The following is a 15433-nucleotide window of genomic DNA, read 5'->3' as shown; positions in this document are numbered from 1 at the left end:
GTACTACCGCAGCCACGGGTTCAGGGAGGTCTATTTCCGGGACGAGATCTTCACGGTCAACCGGAAGCGTACGCAGGAGATCTGCCGGAGGCTGATCGAGGACAGGGTGGACGTGACGTGGATCTGCAACGCGAAGGTGGGGCTGATCGACCAGCCGACGATGGAGCTGATGAAGGCCGCCGGCTGCCATCTCATAAAGTTCGGCGTGGAATCGGGGGTCCAGGAGATCCTGGACCGCGTCGAGAAGGGCTTCAAGGTGGAGGAGACCGCCGAGACGTTCAGATGGGCACGGGAGGTTGAGATCGACACCCATGCCCACGTGATGCTGGGGATGCCCGGAGACACCCGGGAGACCATTCAGCGGACCATCGAGTTCGTCAAGGAGATCGGCCCGAGCACGGCGACGTTCGGGATCTGCACGCCGTACCCCGGGACCCCGCTGTTCGACTGGGTGGCGGAGCGGACGGGCAGGCTCGGAGACGGCGCAGACATCGACCTGTCGGTCCTGCACACGACCGCGCCGTTCAACGAGCTTTATACCGATCTAAGCCCGAACGAGCTCGAGCAGAGCATCCGCCGGGCCTATCGGAAATTCTACCTCCGTCCCGGATACATCGCCTCGAGGGCTGCCAAGATCTCAACCCTGGGGGAGCTCAAGCGGGTGGTGATCGCCGGCGCGAAGATCTTTGATTTCACCGTCCGCGGTGATCAGTGAGGGTTGTCCCGGGCTTGCGTGTGATGGATCCAGCGAAGATCACGGTCATCATTCCCGCCTACAATGAAGAAGGGGAGATCCGAGAGGTCCTTGCGTCTGTCCGCTCGGTCAGCGATCGCTTCGAGGTGATCGTCGTGGACGACGGATCGACGGATCGGACGGCCGAGGTGGCGAAGAGCGAGGGGGCCCGGGTGATCAGCCACCCGTACAACATGGGGAACGGCGCGGCGATCAAGACCGGGGTCCGGGCAGCCAGGGGGGAGATCCTGGTTCTCCTCGATGCGGATAACCAGCACCCTCCTGAGGAGATCTCTCGCCTCCTGGACGAGATGGTGCGGTACGATATGGTGGTCGCGGCGAGGACGGGGAGATCCGACGAATCGCCCGTGCGGCGGTTTGGAAACTGGTGTATGACCAGGGTGGCGCGGTATCTCAGCGAGATGCCCATCGCCGATCTGACCTCGGGCTTCAGGGCCATCCGCCGGGCATGCATGGAGGAGTTCCTCCACCTGCTGCCGAATCGGTACTCCTACCCCACGACGATCACCCTGTGCATGTTCCGCTCGGGGTACGGGGTGAAATACGTGCCCCTGGCGCGGGCCCGGAGGCGGGTTCGAGGGCGGAGCCATATCCAGCCGATTCGGGACGGCCTGCGGTTCCTCATCATCATCCTCCGGATGATCATGCTGTTCGACCCCCTGAAGATCTTCCTGCCCCTCAGCCTGGGGTTGATCGGCGTGAGCCTGGTCCTCCTGGGCTATCACCTGGTCATATTCAGTCGGGTGAAGGAATCCTTCGTTGTGGTGGCCGTGATCGGCTGCATGACCTTCCTGGTCGGGCTTCTTGCGGACCAGATCGCCCTGCTTCGGAGAGAGCGGAGGTGACGTGTGACGGGCTGGCCCGGCTTCGCTCCGCACGGGGCGGGCCTTTTGGGCTGGATGATCGCGCCGAAGATCGTGCGCTTCAGCGATGCGGTCTGACCGTGTCGTCCGCAGGAGAGGGGGCACGGAACTGGGGCTCGCAGGCAGGGTTCAATCCAGGACCTCAGATGACCCTGGGGCCGTGCTCGATGACCTGCTGCTCGTCCTGCCCGGCCCCGCAGGCCAACAGGTGCTGGCCGTTGGTGGGCCCATCCCGCCAAGGCTTGCATGGGAGCTGTCAACACGAGGATGCCGGGTTGCACGGCTAGAAGAGGTGCCCCCCGCGGGCAGGCGAGAGGGTCCGGGGAAGGACGGCTCTGGCCAGGGGACAAAGCCATGGGGCTCTTTTCCTTTTCAGGACGGCAGCTTCCATCTGGTGCTCTGGGTGGGAGGGCTCTCCGGTCGGACCTTGCTGGAGGGCCCGCTCGGGGAGGTCTGGCGGGTGTTGTGCCCGGGGGGTCGGGCCTGCCTCGTCTTGGAGAATGAGCTCTCCCTCGTGGGGCCTGGCTGGCCTCGACTCGGAATGCCCGTCTGGCCCCGGGCGCGGTCTGCGCTGTTGAGCGCGGGGTTTCGCCGGAGCGAGACCTACGGGTTATTTCCATACCTGGGGCGAAACCAGGCCTTGGTTCCCCTGGAGGGCAGAGGACCTGTTTGGTTCTTTCTGAAGTATCTGGTCTCACCGGCAGTAACCTGGCGCCGCTCAGCGCTGCTTCGCCTTCTGATGTGGTGCGGGGGCAAGTACCTGATCGCTCCGTGGTACTTGGTCATCGGCGAAAAGCCGGACCGTGTCCATCAATGATTGAGGAATTCCTGCTCGCCTCCTGGCCCGACCTCTCCACAGAGCCCCGACCGCGAAGGCTCAGGTTATTGAGGCTGGGAGCGCGCTCGGGAGGCCGATCCTCTGTATCATGGCTCGTGTTCTGTAATGACAGGGAAATTCCGTCTTTCCTGGTGAAGGTCAGCTCCGACCCTTCATACCGCGAGGGGATCGATCGGGAGTACCGAAATTTTTCGACAATTTATCTCCGTCTGCGGTCGTGCCGTGCGACGGTCCCCCGGCCTCTCCTGTGCGCAGACCTCAATGGACGTCGGCTCCTTTGCGAGACGGTTGTGCTCGGGCGCCCGCTCGGAGGGCGGACCTTCAGGCACTACGAATGGTACAGGAGATACCGCGTATCCCGGTTCGTCTCATGTGCGCTCGAGTGGTTGAGCCTGTTTCACGCCGAAACCAACGTCGGCGAGGCCGTGATCGACGATTGCTTCATCGACCGGGCCTTCAAGGATACGGTGCGGAGGGTCATGGAACGCTTTGCGAGTACGCTCCGGGGATACGAGCCGGATCTGGAGGAGCTCCCGCGCAGGGCTGTGCGCTTTCTGGGAACCCGGATTCCGATAGGCGCTGTTCACGGGGATTTTACCCACGCGAACGTGCTGTTGAGAGAGGACTCGGTGGCGGTGGTGGACTGGGAGGATTGCCAGTCGAGTGGTCCGCCGTTCCGCGACCTCTTCTTTCTGGCGTGCCAGCTCGCCCTGGACTACTATGGGACGATGGCCGAGGAGGAGAGCTTCAGGAGGTTTTTCCTGCAGGAGGGTGGGGGAGGAGATCTTGTGCTTCGCCTGATGGAGGGGTACGCGCGCGAAGCCGGCTTCGATCCCCGGCTGCTCCTCCTTATGTTGCCCCAGTTCCTTGGGGAGATGCTCCTGTCGGAGTTACCCGAGCATCGGGCTCGCGAGACGTTCCTGTTCGCGTCGGTGCCGTGCATACGAGTGGCCCTCGAGCTGCAGCGAAGGATCTGGCAGTGAGGGAGACCGCTCGGGACTGAGGGTGGAGATCTCATGGCCGGGAAGAAGTCGGGAGTGGTCCTCATCACGGGCGGGACGGGGCTTCTCGGCCACGCGCTGGTGGGAACGAACCGGGGCCGCCATGAGGTGGTCGCGGTCCACCTGCGCGAGCACCGGGTGGAAAATGCCCGGGCGCGATACGGGCGGGTGGATTTGCGGGCGCGGGAGGAGGTAGCGCATCTGTTCCGCCAGTTCGATGTGGACGTGGTGATTCACACGGCCGGCATCGGGGTCGTGGATTACGTGGAGCGCCACCCTGGGGAGGCCTGGGAGGCCAACGTGAAGACGACCGCCCACATCGCGGAGGCGTGCGAGGCGAGGGGGGCCCGGCTGGTCTTCATCTCGAGCAACGCCGTCTTCGACGGCACGGCGGCTCCGTATGCCGAGGAGGCCCCCACCAACCCGATCCACAGATATGGCGCGATGAAGGTGGAGTGCGAGAAGATCGTTCAGGGCCTTGGGGAGGCCTGCACGATCGTCCGGCCGATCCTGATGTATGGATGGCACCTGCCATGCGCGAGGATGAATCCCGTGACATGGCTTCTCGGGAAGTTGAGGGGTGGGGAACAGGTCCGTCTCGTTACGGATGTGCGGGAAAACCCGCTGTCGAGCCGGTGGTGTGCGGAGGCGGTCTGGGCGCTGGTGGAGGCGGAGAGGTCCGGGATCTTTCACGTCGCGGGTCGCGATACTGTCAGCCGCTACGAGCTAGGCCTGGCTGTCGCGGAGATCTTCTCGCTGGATCCGGAGAAGATCGTCCCGGTGGGCAGCCCCGCGTTTCCAGAGCTAGTCCTTCGTCCCCCTAACACCTCGCTGTCGACCGAGAAGCTTGAACGAGAGCTGGGGCTGCGGACGCTGGGACTCCGAGAGGGCCTGCACGGCATGTCGGAGCAGGACCCGGCCAGCGGCTGTCGACATCCCGATGGCCTGTGATGGGCTGACGCCCTCACGGGGGAGATGAGGGTGCCTCAGGATGCCTCTGGTGAGTGTGGTCATCCCGGCGTACAACGGAGCCCTGTACATCCAGGAGGCCCTGGACAGCGTTTTCCGCCAGACCGGCGTGGAACTGGAGGTCATCGTCGTCGATGACGGGTCGACCGATGGCACGGGGGAGGTAGTCCGAAACTACAGAGGAGGCCCCGTAACCTACCTGCGCCAGCCAAATCGGGGGAACTCGCACGCGCGCAATCGCGGGATCCTGGCTTCCTCTGGCGAATTCATCGCGTTCCAGGATCAGGATGACATCTGGCTCGATGGAAAGCTCGCGGCCCAACTGCCGCTTTTTGAGGGGCGCCCGGAGGTAGGCCTCGTTTACTCCGACACCTATCTGCTTCGTGATTCCCGGTTTCTCCCCGACACCATTTTTCGTCGCTTTTCTCCCCATCGGGGGAGGGCTTTTGGAGAACTGTTCTTGGGGTCGTTCATTCCGATGCAAACGGTCGTCGCAAGGCGGTCGTGTCTGGAGGAGGTCGGGCTCTTCAACGAGCGCCTACGTATCGGCGGTGACTACGACCTCTGGCTGAGGGTCGCCGCGCGGTACGAACTGGAGTTTGTCAGGACCCCCCTGGCGGCCTATCGGATTGACGGGACGGGGACCAGCAGAAACCAAGAGGTGGCGCTCACGGAGATGATCTGGATCCTGGAGTCGATATCTCGGGACTTCCCGGATCTCGTGGGGGCCCTCGGACGACGGGCGAGGCGCCGCTTGGGCGACCTGCACCGCCAGCTCGGACAGGTGTACCTTGAGGCCGGCAACCTTGAGAGGGCCCGGCAGGCCTTGCAGCGGAGCCTGCAGCTCGACCCGGCGGCCTGGAAGGCCTACCTGCTCTACCTGGTCTCCCTCACCGGCGGTGGCGCTGGCCTACGGCTCCTGCGGGGCATGCGGAGCCGGGGCTGACGTCCTGGAGGGGCGGGACCGGTGCGTTGGGTGACGCATCATGGCCTGCGCATCGTCGGCCTGGTGCTTCTGATCATGATCCTGCCGCGGCTGGACTTGGCCGGGATGGCGCGCCGGATGAGTTCGCTCCAGCCGGGGAACGGGCTGCTGGCGGCGCTCCTGTTTGTCGGCCTTATCGTCGTTCGATCGTGGCAGTGGCACCAGATCATCCGGCTGTTCGGCGGCCGTTCGACCATGCCGGTTGCTTTTGCGAGTCTGTGGATTGGATTGTTTTGGGGCATGCTGACGCCGGGTCACGTGGGGGAGTTCGCCAGGGCCCTGCACATGAGCCGACTGGGGGTGCGGGGCGGGGCAGCGGTCCTGGCGGTCGTCAGTGAGCGGGGGGTTCACCTGTGGGTCCTCTTGGTGCTGGCTGCGGTCGCGCTGCTCTCCAGGCCCGGGGAAGTCAGTCCCTGGGCGATGATCGTTTGCGGCCTGGCGGGGTGTGTGGTGGCGGGTTGTGCGCTCAGGGGGATGGCCTATTCGCCGGCTCACCGGTTCATGGAGCGGCCCCTACGAGGCCTTCGCCAGACGAGTCCGATCAGGCGTCTCGGAGATGCGGTCCTCGAGCAGGCGGGACGCCTCTCGCGGATATCCATGAGGGCTTGGATCGAGGTGGCGGTGCTCTCACTGGGCTCGTGGGTGCTGACGGGGTGCCTGTCGTGGAGCCTCGCGCGGGGGGTCGGGATCGGCCTGACATGGGCAGATGGGGTGGGCTATATGGCGGTGGGATCGGTGGTCTCCATTGTGCCAGTTTCCGTGCTGGGGCTGGGCACGCGGGACGCTGCAATGATCCTGCTCTTCGAGCGGGGAGGGCGGAGCTGGGAGGAGGCGGTCGTCTTCTCGAGCATCCTGCTCCTCATCACGGTCGTGAACTTGTTGCTCGGGCTGGTGGTGTGGTACGTTTCAGAGCGCTCTCTGCTCCGCGAAAGCTCGCTGGGAAGTCGTGGCAGCTGATGGCCCGAACCCGGGGAGGTTGTTTGAGGGACGCGTGAAGACGGCATGGCCAGTCCAGGGATCGAGGGTCCAATTCGAGCGGAGGGTGACCGAGGATGACGTCGAGGCTTTTGCACGCCTGACCGGGGATCGCAATCCGCTCCATTTCGATCCGGAGACCGCCCGTCGGGCTGGCTTCGGCGGCCCGCTCATCCAGGGCATGCTTATGGCCGGCCTGTTCTCGCGACTGGTTGGGGAGGGGCTCGGGGGGCTGACCCTGTACCTCACGCAGGACCTCGCATTCAAGCGCCCGGCCGTGATCGGGGAGACGCTTCTGGTCCAGGGAGAGGTCATCGCCGTGCATGGGAGCGTTGGCGTGGTCGACCTCAGGACCAGGATCATCTCCCAGAGCGGCGAGCTGTTGGTGGAGGGACAGGCCAGGATCAAGGTGTTGGGGGCGCTGACGCCGGTTGCCAGGGGCGAAGGCCAGTGATCATGGCAGGGGACGCGGGACGGGTAGACCTGGCCGGCCATGTGGCGCTGGTGACCGGAGGAAGCCGAGGGATCGGGGCGGCAACGGCTCGGATCCTGGCGGCCCACGGGGCAAGTGTCGGGGTGAACTACCGGGCGGATCAGGCCGGGGCCGATTCGGTGGTGAGGGCCATCGAGACAGGCGGCGGGCGAGCGATGGGGCTCCAGGCCGATGTGTCGAAGCGGGAAGAAGTAGAGCGGATGGTGGAACAGCTCCTCGCAACCTTCGGCCGAATAGACATCCTGGTGAACAACGCAGGGGCCCCCGCCCCCCTCCGCGGCCTCCTGGAGACGGACTGGAGCGCCTTTCAGGAAGCGATCGACGTCGGCGTGCGGGGGGCCTTCGAGTGCATGAAGGCCGTCGCCGGGCCCATGGTCTCGCGGGGATCGGGGCACATCATTAATGTTGCAACGGTGTACGCTGTTGGGAGCCCGCCGCCCCGGCTGGCTCCATACGTCACTGCCAAGCATGCCCTGGTCGGCCTGTCGAAGGCGGCCGCCGTCGAGCTCGGACCGCACGGGATCACCGTGAACCTGGTCTCCCCCGGCCTGACCGAGACGGAGTTCACGGCCCGGGTGCCGCAGAAGCTGAAAGAGATCGTCGCCGGTCAGACCCCCCTGCGACGGAATGCGACCCCGGACGATGTGGCTCGGGTGATCCTGTTCCTCGCCGGAGGGCACGCTGCTTTCCTGACGGGGGTGAATGTCCTGGTCTGCGGCGGTCAGGTGATGCTCTGAGGTGACGGGGCGGGCGCGCGTGACTACACAGGGGTCTTCGGTGCGAGTGGCGTTCCTGAGCAACTTCACGATCTCGCCCCTGGCCGAGGAAGTCAGGAACTGCTGCCACCACGCCGGGATCGCCGTCGAGATGTATGTCGGGAAGCTGGGCCAGGCCCACCAGGAGGTCCTCGACCTCCAGAGTGGCCTTTACCGGTTCGCGCCCCAGGTCACCGTGCTGGCGCTTCACCCGGAATTCCTGGCCCCAGACCTCTGGGGGCAGCTCCCGCGCCTCACGCCGGGAGAGCGGGAGGCCCGCCTGGGGGAGCTGCTCGGCGAGGTCTGCACGATCGCGTCGGAGATCGTCAGGCGGCTGGGGGGGATGGTCCTGGTGCACAACCTGCCCGTGCCGGCATTCTCCCCCTTCGGGGTACGCGATTTCCGGGAGGCGCCGGGTCAGAAAGAGCTTTTTCACCGTTTCAACCTGGAGCTGGCAGCACACCTGCGCCCGGTGCCGCAGGCCTTTGTGCTCGACTACGATGGCGTGGCGGCGCGCTACGGCAAGGACCGCATGACGGATCCCAAGATGCACTTCCTGGGCGCACTGGAGATGACGCCTGGATTCCTCAACCTGCTGGCGCGCGAGCACCTTCGGTACCTGAAGCCTTTGTGTGGCCTGGTGCGGAAGTGTATCGTCCTGGATCTCGACAACACCCTCTGGGGCGGCGTCGTGGGGGAGGTCGGCGTGGGGGGACTGGCCTTGGGGCCGGTGCCTCCCGGCAACGCGTTCCTGGCGTTCCAGCAGGCGCTGGCGAACCTGTCCCAGCAGGGGGTGCTCCTCGCCATCAACAGCCGGAACAACATGGCCGATGCGATGGAGGCCATCCGCGAGCACCCGCACATGGTGCTGCGGGAGGAGCAATTCGCCGGGATCCGGATCAACTGGCAGGACAAAGTCTCCAACATGCGGGAGCTGGCGACTGAACTGCGGCTCGGCCTTGATAGCCTCATCTTCATCGATGACGATCCCGCTGAACGGCTGGCCATGCGCCTGCGGCTCCCAGAGGTCCTGACCCCTGAGTGGCCCTCCGACCCGGCCCGGTATCCGCGCGCGCTTCAGGAGCTGGATGAGCTGGAGAGCCTGGGCATGACGGAGGAGGACCGGGGTCGTGCGGCGTTCTATCACGCAGAGCGGGAGCGGGCACATCTTCGCGGAGAGGCGGCGACCCTGGAGGAATACCTGGCTCGCCTGGAGATGCGCGCGCGGGTCGCCGATCTGACAGCATCAGACTTCCCTCGGGCCAGCCAGCTTACCCTCCGGACGAACCAGTTCAATCTCACGGGAGGGCGCTATGCGGAGGCGGACCTGAGGAGGGTGCTGGGGGACGGTTCGCGGGGACTGGGCCTCTGGCTCCGTGATCGGTTCGGAGAGAACGGACTCGTCGGCCTCTGCCTGCTGGCGCCTCGCGGCCGGGCATGGGAGATCCTGGGCTTCTGGATGAGCTGCCGGGTACTCGGTCGGGGTGTGGAGCAGACCCTGCTCGCGGTCGCGCTCGAGGAGGCGCGCAGGGGTGGCGCTGAGGCCGTGGAGGGGACCTTTGTGCCCACCGCCAAGAACGCGCCCGCGGCGGCCTTCTACCCGCAGCAGGGGTTTGAGCCGGTGGAGGCAGGGGGGCTCCGGTTCCGGCTTCCCCTGCAACGCCCGCTCCCACCTGTGCCGCCCTGGGTCAAGCTGGAGCCGTGATGGATGAGATGGACCGGCGCTTCAGAGAGGCCGTGGCCGAGGTCCTGAAGGTAGCTCCGGAGCAGATCAACGACGAATCCTCGCCAAAGACAGTCCCGTCATGGGACTCCCTGAACCATCTCCTCCTCGTGGCGCACCTCGAAACCGTCTTCGATACAGAGATGACGACCGAGGAGGTGGTGGGGATAGGCTGTATAGCGGATCTCAGGAAGATCCTGGAAGCGCATGGCGTGCGGTTCTGATGGGACTGCCGTGCTCGTTCTCCCCCATGCCTTTGTGGAATCCATCAAGCCCTGCGGGGAGGAAGACCGCGCCTCCGTCCTGGCCCTGTGCGCTGAGGCGTTTGGCCGAGCTGTCGCCGAACGGCTGACGCTTCTGTGGGAGTGGCTGGGGCGGAACCCTTGCCGGCGGGATGGCGAGGCGCTCTTCTGGGGTTTGTGGCTGTCAGGTCAGCTCGCGGGCGTGATGGGGCGCATGCCGCTCGTTCTCAGCGTCGGAGCGGAGGAGGCCCCGGGCGCGTGGTCGAGCATGCTCATGGTCCGGGCAACGCTTCAGCGTCGCGGGATCGGCGGGCTCCTGATGGAGCATTTTCGACGCACCTGCCCGGTGGGCCTGCTGATGGGGCTATCCTGGGATGCGCACCGGCTAGGGCTAGGGCTTGGATTCCATGAGGTCGCGCCCCTCCGATGGCTGCTCCGCCCGATGGGGCTACGGGGGCTGATCGGGCCCTGGCTCTCGCGCCTCGGCCGGAGGGGCCTGGCGGAACGGATCCCCCGGCTGCCGTTTCCAAAGCTTCCCCGATCGGGCGTCACGGACATTCGCGTCCGCGAGGTGACAGGGTTCGATGGGAGGACGGCGGTCCTGTGGCGGCGCGCCGTCACGGCGGGACGGGTAGGTGCGCGCCGTGATGCAGCGTATCTCAACTGGAAGTACCGGGATCATCCTTCTACGCGCTACCGGATGCTGGAGGCCGAGAGGGGGACGGAGCTCAAGGGCCTGGCCGTCCACCGTACAGTGGAGACAGGTGCGCTCCGGATCGGCACCATCGCCGAACTCGGGTGCGATCCGGGAGCGGACGGAGTGGTCGGAGCGCTCCTGGACGCGATTCTCGACAGATTCAGGCAAGAGGGGGTCGACCTGGTCAGGGCGCTGACCCTGGATCCTTCGACCGGCAGGGCCCTGCGGAGGGCCGGATTCTTCCCCGTTCGCCTCTCCGCCGGACTCCTCGTGCACGCGCCCGACGACGTGCTGAAAAGGATCTCCTCACCCCGACGCTGGATCCTGACGCATGGTGATTCGGACCTGGAACAATGGCTGTAGGGCCTGCCAGCCCTGAGCAGGCGGCCGCCTCTGCAGCTCGCCGGATACCCATGGGGCGGGGCGATGCGGTTCCCCGTGGCGTGAGGATCAGGAGGGGCGTGAGCGGCCTCGTCAGGCTCCTGAGGGGCGGGGGCCGGCCGCCGGCACCAGGGCTGATCGTCCTCATGTACCACGCGATCGACGACCGCCGGGACCATGACCAGCTTGCGCTGAGTCGGACCCTGTTCCGGCAGCAGATGGGATGGCTCCGGGAACTGGGGTATCCGGTCGTGCCCCTGCAGGCGGGAGCGGCTGCGCTGGGAACGGGGACCTTGCGTTCGACCGTGGTCGCGCTCACCTTCGACGACGGCTACCTGTCGCTGTACACGGAGGCTTTTCCGATCCTCCAGGAACACGGATATCCTGCGACGGCCTTCCTGATCGGGGAGGTGATCGAGCGGGGCGGGTGCGCCACGGGGATGCCTGAACGGCTGGGTCCGGCCATGGAGTGGCGACACGCGCGCGAGATGCTCAGGCATGGCATCACGTTCGGGTCCCACAGCATGACGCATCGGAACCTGGCGCGCCTGCCACTGGACCAGGTACGCTTTGAGATCGGTGAATCCAAGCGGATGATCGAGGACCGGCTGTCGATGGCGGTCACGGATTTCGCCTACCCATACGGCTCCTATGGCTCCTTTAGCGAGGCCACGACCCGGATCGCCCGGGAGTGCGGGTTCGCCACAGTGAGCACGACGGTGGCCGGACACAACCGCCGCCCCGGGGATGTCTGGCGACTCAGGCGGCTGAGGATCTCCTGGACTGACGGGTCTCGGCGTGAGATCGGGAAGCAGTGCGGGGGGTGCTACAACTGGTATGCTCTCTATCAGCGGCTACAGGGGTGGTGGGCCGGCCCCCGAGGCAGGGCGGGGCGCCTCACGGCCGGGAAGGTGATAGGCGCCGGGAGAGGGCGGTGAAGGTCTTCGTGACTGGCGCCGCGGGGATGCTGGGGGCGGCGTTGTGCCCCGAGCTGGTGGGCCGCGGCTACAAGGTCATCGCCACAGGCAGGCAGTCGGGCGGAGGAGTCGACGTCTGTCTGGATGTCCGCGATCTCCACGCCGTCATGGCTGTGACCAGGGAGATCGCGCCAGACCTGGTCGTCCACCTCGCGGCGGAGACCGACGTCGACCGGTGCGAGCTGCACCCGGACGACGCGTTCCGAACCAACGCGCTCGGGACCGAGAACGTGGCGCTCGCCTGTAGGAAGGTGGGGGCCGCCCTGATTTACCTCAGCACGGCCTGGGTCTTCGACGGCTTGAAACTGGAGCCCTATTGCGAGTTCGATGTCCCGAACCCGATCAACGTCTACGGGCGGTCAAAGCTGGAGGGCGAGGAGGCGCTACGACGCCTCCTGGGAGAGCATTTCATCATCCGGGCGAGCTGGATGGTGGGGGGAGTTGAGCGTGACAAGAAGTTCGTGGCCAAGATCGCCAGGCTGATCCTCCGCCAGGATGAAGTCCTGGTCGTGAACGACAAGTGGGGAAGCCTCACGTTCACCTTCGACCTGGCGCAGGCGATCTGCGACGTAGTGGGGACAGGCCGATACGGGTTGTACCACGCTGTCAACCATGGCTACTGTACGCGATACGAGGTCGCCCGCGCGATCGCCGAGGAGCTGGGACGGGCTGAAGTGGTGCGGATCACGCCCGTGTCCTCAGCGCATTTCCCTCTCCCGGCGCCGCGGCCGCGCTCCGAGATGCTGCGGAACTATCGGCTTGAGCTTCTGGGCCTGGATCAGATGCCTCCATGGCAGACCTCACTCAAGCGCTATCTGCAATTGGCGAGACGCGCGTGGCAGGACGCGGAGTGACCAGCGGCCCCAGGAATGCCGACCCCGTTATCCGGTACTTCGATGAGGTAGCGCAGGATTACTTGGGGGCCTACGGGCCGACGGAGACTGGCGCCCGCTCCTTCCTGTTCCGGGAGCGGCGACGGGCCGCCCGTGATCTGCTTGGTTCCCTCCCGGGTGGAATCATCGCTGACGTCGGGTGTGGTCCGGCCATCTTCGCGGGCCCGGAGCTGGCGGGTTTCCGCTGGATCTTCATCGATCTGTCGGAGGGGATGATCCGGCAGGCGAAGCGGCACCTCGAGCGTGCTTGGGGAGCAGCGAGGCCGCCAGTAGCCTGCGTGGTGGGAGACGTTGAGCGCCTCCCGCTCCGGGGCCAATGCGTGGATGCTGTGATCTGCCTGGGGGTTCTGGACTACGTCGCCGACCACCGGCTGGTCCTGCAAGAGGCCTTCCGCGCGCTGAGGCCTGGCGGAACGCTCATCGTCTCGATTCCCAACCGGCGTAGCCTGCTGGGTTTAAGCTACCGGTTGACGCGGGTCGTGCTCGGTCCGCTGGTCCGCCGTATCCGTCTCCTGGACCGCTACGTCCCGCCGACCAGCCTGCTGAGACAGCCTGGCCTGCGGGTGAGGGAGTACCTGGTCCCTCGGATAGCAGCGGAGATGGAGAGGATGGGGTTCGGGCTCCAGGAGATCCGATGGCTCGGGTTCCTCTGCCCACTGGCCAGAAACTGGCAGATCCAGAGGCTCTCCCGGCTTGCCCGATGGCTCGCGAAGACCCTCCCCGTCTGGCTGAGCGGGTGGCTTGCCCGTACTTGCATGATTGCAGCCAGGAAGCGGGGCAGCTGAACGCCGACGGCCCAACCTTTGCCGGCCTCAACCCCGCGCGCCGAGGACCTCCCGGTAGAGCGCCAGGTACTGCTCGGCCACGTGCTCGATGGGGAACCGCTCCTCGATGGTCCAGCGCGCGGCGCGTCCCAGTTCCTTCCGGAGTCGAGGGTCAGCAAGGAGTTCCCGGAGACCCTTCGCCAGCTCCTCCTTCTCTCCTGGCGTGAAGAGCAACCCGTTGACTCCGTTGTCGATCACCCAGTCCGTGATCCCCGGCAGCCGCGAGGCCAGGCAGGGTAGCCCTGTGGCCATGGCCTCGAGGAGGGCGTTGGGGAGCCCCTCACGCAGGGAAGAAAGGACGAAGAGATCGGAAGCCCGCAGGTACTGCTCGATCTCCGGGGTCCGCTCGACAAATCGCACCTCATCCTCGGCCCCGAGCCGCCGGACCTCACCACGGATCCAGCAGACCAGGGAGGGGTCCACCTCGTAGTGCCCGGGTACGGTGGCGCCGATGAGCAGGAGGGTGGAACGATGGCCCTCGGCCCGGACCTGCTTCCAGGCCTCCAGCAGGGTGCCACTTCCTTTCTCGCGGGAGAAGTGCCCGACGTAGGTGAGCACGGGACGATCCTCGGGCAGGCCGAGCTTCAGCCGCAGGGACCGTACCTCCCCGGGATCCCGGGGGGGACGGAACCGTCCTGTGTCCACGCCGTTGGGGATCACAGCCAGGCGCTCGGTCGGCATCCCGGCAGCGAGGTAACGGGCGGTGAGGGCGGGACTCAGGCTCACCACACGGTCAGCGAAGGCGAGTGCCCGACACCAGATCCATCCATCGAAGCGGCCCCGGAGGGTCAGGGGATCATCGGCCCCGGCCGATGTCAGAAGGATCAGCGTCGGCTTGCGGCAGGCTTTGGCCAGGATCAGGAACAGGAGGATCTTCTGGGAAAGGCCATGGAGGTGGACGATGTCGGTGGCACTCCGGTATCGCGCAAAGATCCGGAGCATTCGGGGCAGCGCCGCGAGCTTTTCCCAGGGGCGTTTGAGCCGGATCAGCACACGCTCCACCGGGACCCCATCAACGCGGTCCATGCAGAGGTTCTGAGGCTCGTGGGTCGTGGCCATGATCACGAAGCGGACTCGACCACTAAGGGCACGCACGAGAGTCCGGCATTGCGCCGCCCCGCCGCTCACCTCGGGGTGGTACGCGCCAATCACCATCATCACCCCGCATTCGTCCTTGCTCCGCATTATTCCCATTAAGATGGACGCGGAGCGGCTCTGTCAAGTTGCTTCATCGCGGATTCCTCGCCAAGTTTCGAGATCTGAGAGACAGGAGGCGTCCCAGGTCTTGCAGGAGGAGCTTCCTGGTAGCTTCGGCCGTGCGTCGCCGGAATTGCAGGGCCTGGGCGATTGCCGCGCTGGCGTGCATCTGGCCCCCCGTCGTCTGGTCCAGGCCGACCAGCGGAAGGCCCTGGGTGTTGAAGCAGCCATCGAGATCGTGGAGGAACACCTGGCGGTTCCGCCGCTGTCCAGGTGTCCGAGATCTGGATGAAACGTCCCACGGTGTTGCCCACCTTAAGTGGGGAGGACAAAGGATTGACCGAGATCTGCCGGCTAAGTATTATGGAAAGGTGCGCCTGTAGCTCAGCTGGATAGAGCGCCGGACTACGAATCCGTAGGTCGGGGGTTCGACTCCCTCCAGGCGCGCCATCTCTTTCTGGACCGTTCCGGGTGGCTCAGGATGCCGGTCCATGCCCCCGGCCGGGATGCCCCGATCCATGCGAAGAAGCGGGCGTTCCATGCTCCGGGCCACAAGGGATATGATGAGGGCCCGATGTAGAGCCTGGGGCCCATTTCGTTTGACAAATCGAGGGGTTTCGGCTATACATGTACATCTTCTGACGAGAAGGGCCGGGACCTGATGAAGAGCGTATCGATGTCGGCGAGTCCGGCGCGCAGTGATCGGGGTAAGCCGGAAGTCGTCCTGATCTTCCCCAAGACCATCGAGCTCGACTTCATCAGCGTCGACATTCCCTATTCGATCTTTTTCGTCGGAAGCTACCTCAGCCAATGCGGCTACTCCGTCAAGCTTTTCGACCAGCGCAAGACCTCATTCCGCGCCATGC

The 15433-nt window shown here is 65.6% G+C and carries 16 protein-coding genes and 1 tRNA gene; 16 read left to right on the top strand and 1 reads right to left on the bottom strand.

Translation table 11 applies throughout. The features are described 5' to 3' along the window. The 14 genes from HY726_10110 to HY726_10045 form a co-directional block, all read left to right on the top strand. Window positions 1-715 (top strand): radical SAM protein (locus HY726_10110; GenBank protein ID MBI4609354.1); only part of this gene is annotated, 715 nt, incomplete at its 5' end. Between the two features lie 23 nt (window positions 716-738). Next, entirely contained in the window at window positions 739-1599 is an 861-nt protein-coding gene (locus HY726_10105; protein MBI4609353.1) for a glycosyltransferase family 2 protein, read from the top strand. Between the two features lie 831 nt (window positions 1600-2430). Further along, window positions 2431-3438, top strand: a complete 1008-nt coding sequence (locus HY726_10100; protein MBI4609352.1) for a phosphotransferase — start codon at window positions 2431-2433, stop codon at window positions 3436-3438. Between the two features lie 33 nt (window positions 3439-3471). After that, complete coding sequence (locus HY726_10095; GenBank protein ID MBI4609351.1) at window positions 3472-4407, top strand: SDR family oxidoreductase; 936 nt, start codon at window positions 3472-3474, stop codon at window positions 4405-4407. A 55-nt stretch (window positions 4408-4462) separates the two neighbouring features. Next, on the top strand, window positions 4463-5371 hold the full coding sequence (locus HY726_10090; GenBank protein MBI4609350.1) for a glycosyltransferase: 909 nt from the start codon (window positions 4463-4465) through the stop codon (window positions 5369-5371). Between the two features lie 21 nt (window positions 5372-5392). Continuing rightward, the gene (locus tag HY726_10085) at window positions 5393-6367 is read left to right on the top strand and encodes a flippase-like domain-containing protein (protein ID MBI4609349.1); all 975 of its coding nucleotides are present in this window, start codon (window positions 5393-5395) and stop codon (window positions 6365-6367) included. Between the two features lie 85 nt (window positions 6368-6452). Continuing rightward, a complete protein-coding gene (locus HY726_10080) occupies window positions 6453-6839 on the top strand; it encodes a MaoC family dehydratase (protein MBI4609348.1) in 387 nt (128 codons plus the stop codon). Between the two features lie 2 nt (window positions 6840-6841). Then, window positions 6842-7615: an SDR family oxidoreductase gene (locus tag HY726_10075; protein ID MBI4609347.1), complete on the top strand. Its 774-nt coding sequence runs from the start codon at window positions 6842-6844 to the stop codon at window positions 7613-7615. Between the two features lie 40 nt (window positions 7616-7655). Beyond that, a complete protein-coding gene (locus HY726_10070; GenBank protein ID MBI4609346.1) occupies window positions 7656-9338 on the top strand; it encodes an HAD-IIIC family phosphatase in 1683 nt (560 codons plus the stop codon). Then, window positions 9338-9580 carry an acyl carrier protein gene (locus HY726_10065; protein ID MBI4609345.1) on the top strand — a complete coding sequence of 81 codons (243 nt, stop codon included), beginning with the start codon at window positions 9338-9340 and terminating at the stop codon, window positions 9578-9580. The genes HY726_10070 and HY726_10065 overlap by 1 nt, the downstream gene beginning before the upstream one ends. 10 nt (window positions 9581-9590) lie before the next feature. Next, entirely contained in the window at window positions 9591-10658 is a 1068-nt protein-coding gene (locus HY726_10060; protein MBI4609344.1) for a GNAT family N-acetyltransferase, read from the top strand. A gap of 98 nt (window positions 10659-10756) precedes the next feature. Next, window positions 10757-11614, top strand: coding sequence for a polysaccharide deacetylase family protein (locus tag HY726_10055; protein ID MBI4609343.1), 858 nt, complete (start codon window positions 10757-10759; stop codon window positions 11612-11614). Next, window positions 11611-12507 carry a dTDP-4-dehydrorhamnose reductase gene (gene rfbD / locus HY726_10050; protein MBI4609342.1) on the top strand — a complete coding sequence of 299 codons (897 nt, stop codon included), beginning with the start codon at window positions 11611-11613 and terminating at the stop codon, window positions 12505-12507. Before HY726_10055 ends, rfbD begins: the two co-directional genes overlap by 4 nt. Beyond that, entirely contained in the window at window positions 12489-13331 is an 843-nt protein-coding gene (locus HY726_10045) for a class I SAM-dependent methyltransferase (GenBank protein MBI4609341.1), read from the top strand. Before rfbD ends, HY726_10045 begins: the two co-directional genes overlap by 19 nt. A gap of 27 nt (window positions 13332-13358) precedes the next feature. Here HY726_10045 and HY726_10040 read toward each other — a convergent pair whose 3' ends face one another. Then, window positions 13359-14531 carry a glycosyltransferase family 4 protein gene (locus tag HY726_10040; GenBank protein MBI4609340.1) on the bottom strand — a complete coding sequence of 391 codons (1173 nt, stop codon included), beginning with the start codon at window positions 14529-14531 and terminating at the stop codon, window positions 13359-13361. Between the two features lie 409 nt (window positions 14532-14940). Here HY726_10040 and HY726_10035 point away from each other — a divergent pair. Together HY726_10035 and HY726_10030 are read left to right on the top strand one after the other, a co-directional pair. After that, window positions 14941-15017 (top strand) — tRNA-Arg (locus HY726_10035). Between the two features lie 211 nt (window positions 15018-15228). Then, a partial coding sequence (locus tag HY726_10030; protein ID MBI4609339.1) for a hypothetical protein occupies window positions 15229-15433 on the top strand: 205 nt, incomplete at its 3' end.

The sequence above is a fragment of the Candidatus Rokuibacteriota bacterium genome (assembly GCA_016209385.1).
Classification (GTDB): domain Bacteria; phylum Methylomirabilota; class Methylomirabilia; order Rokubacteriales; family CSP1-6; genus JACQWB01.
Note: the sequence above shows the minus strand (reverse complement) of the source record. Positions and strands in the feature narration are given on the sequence as shown.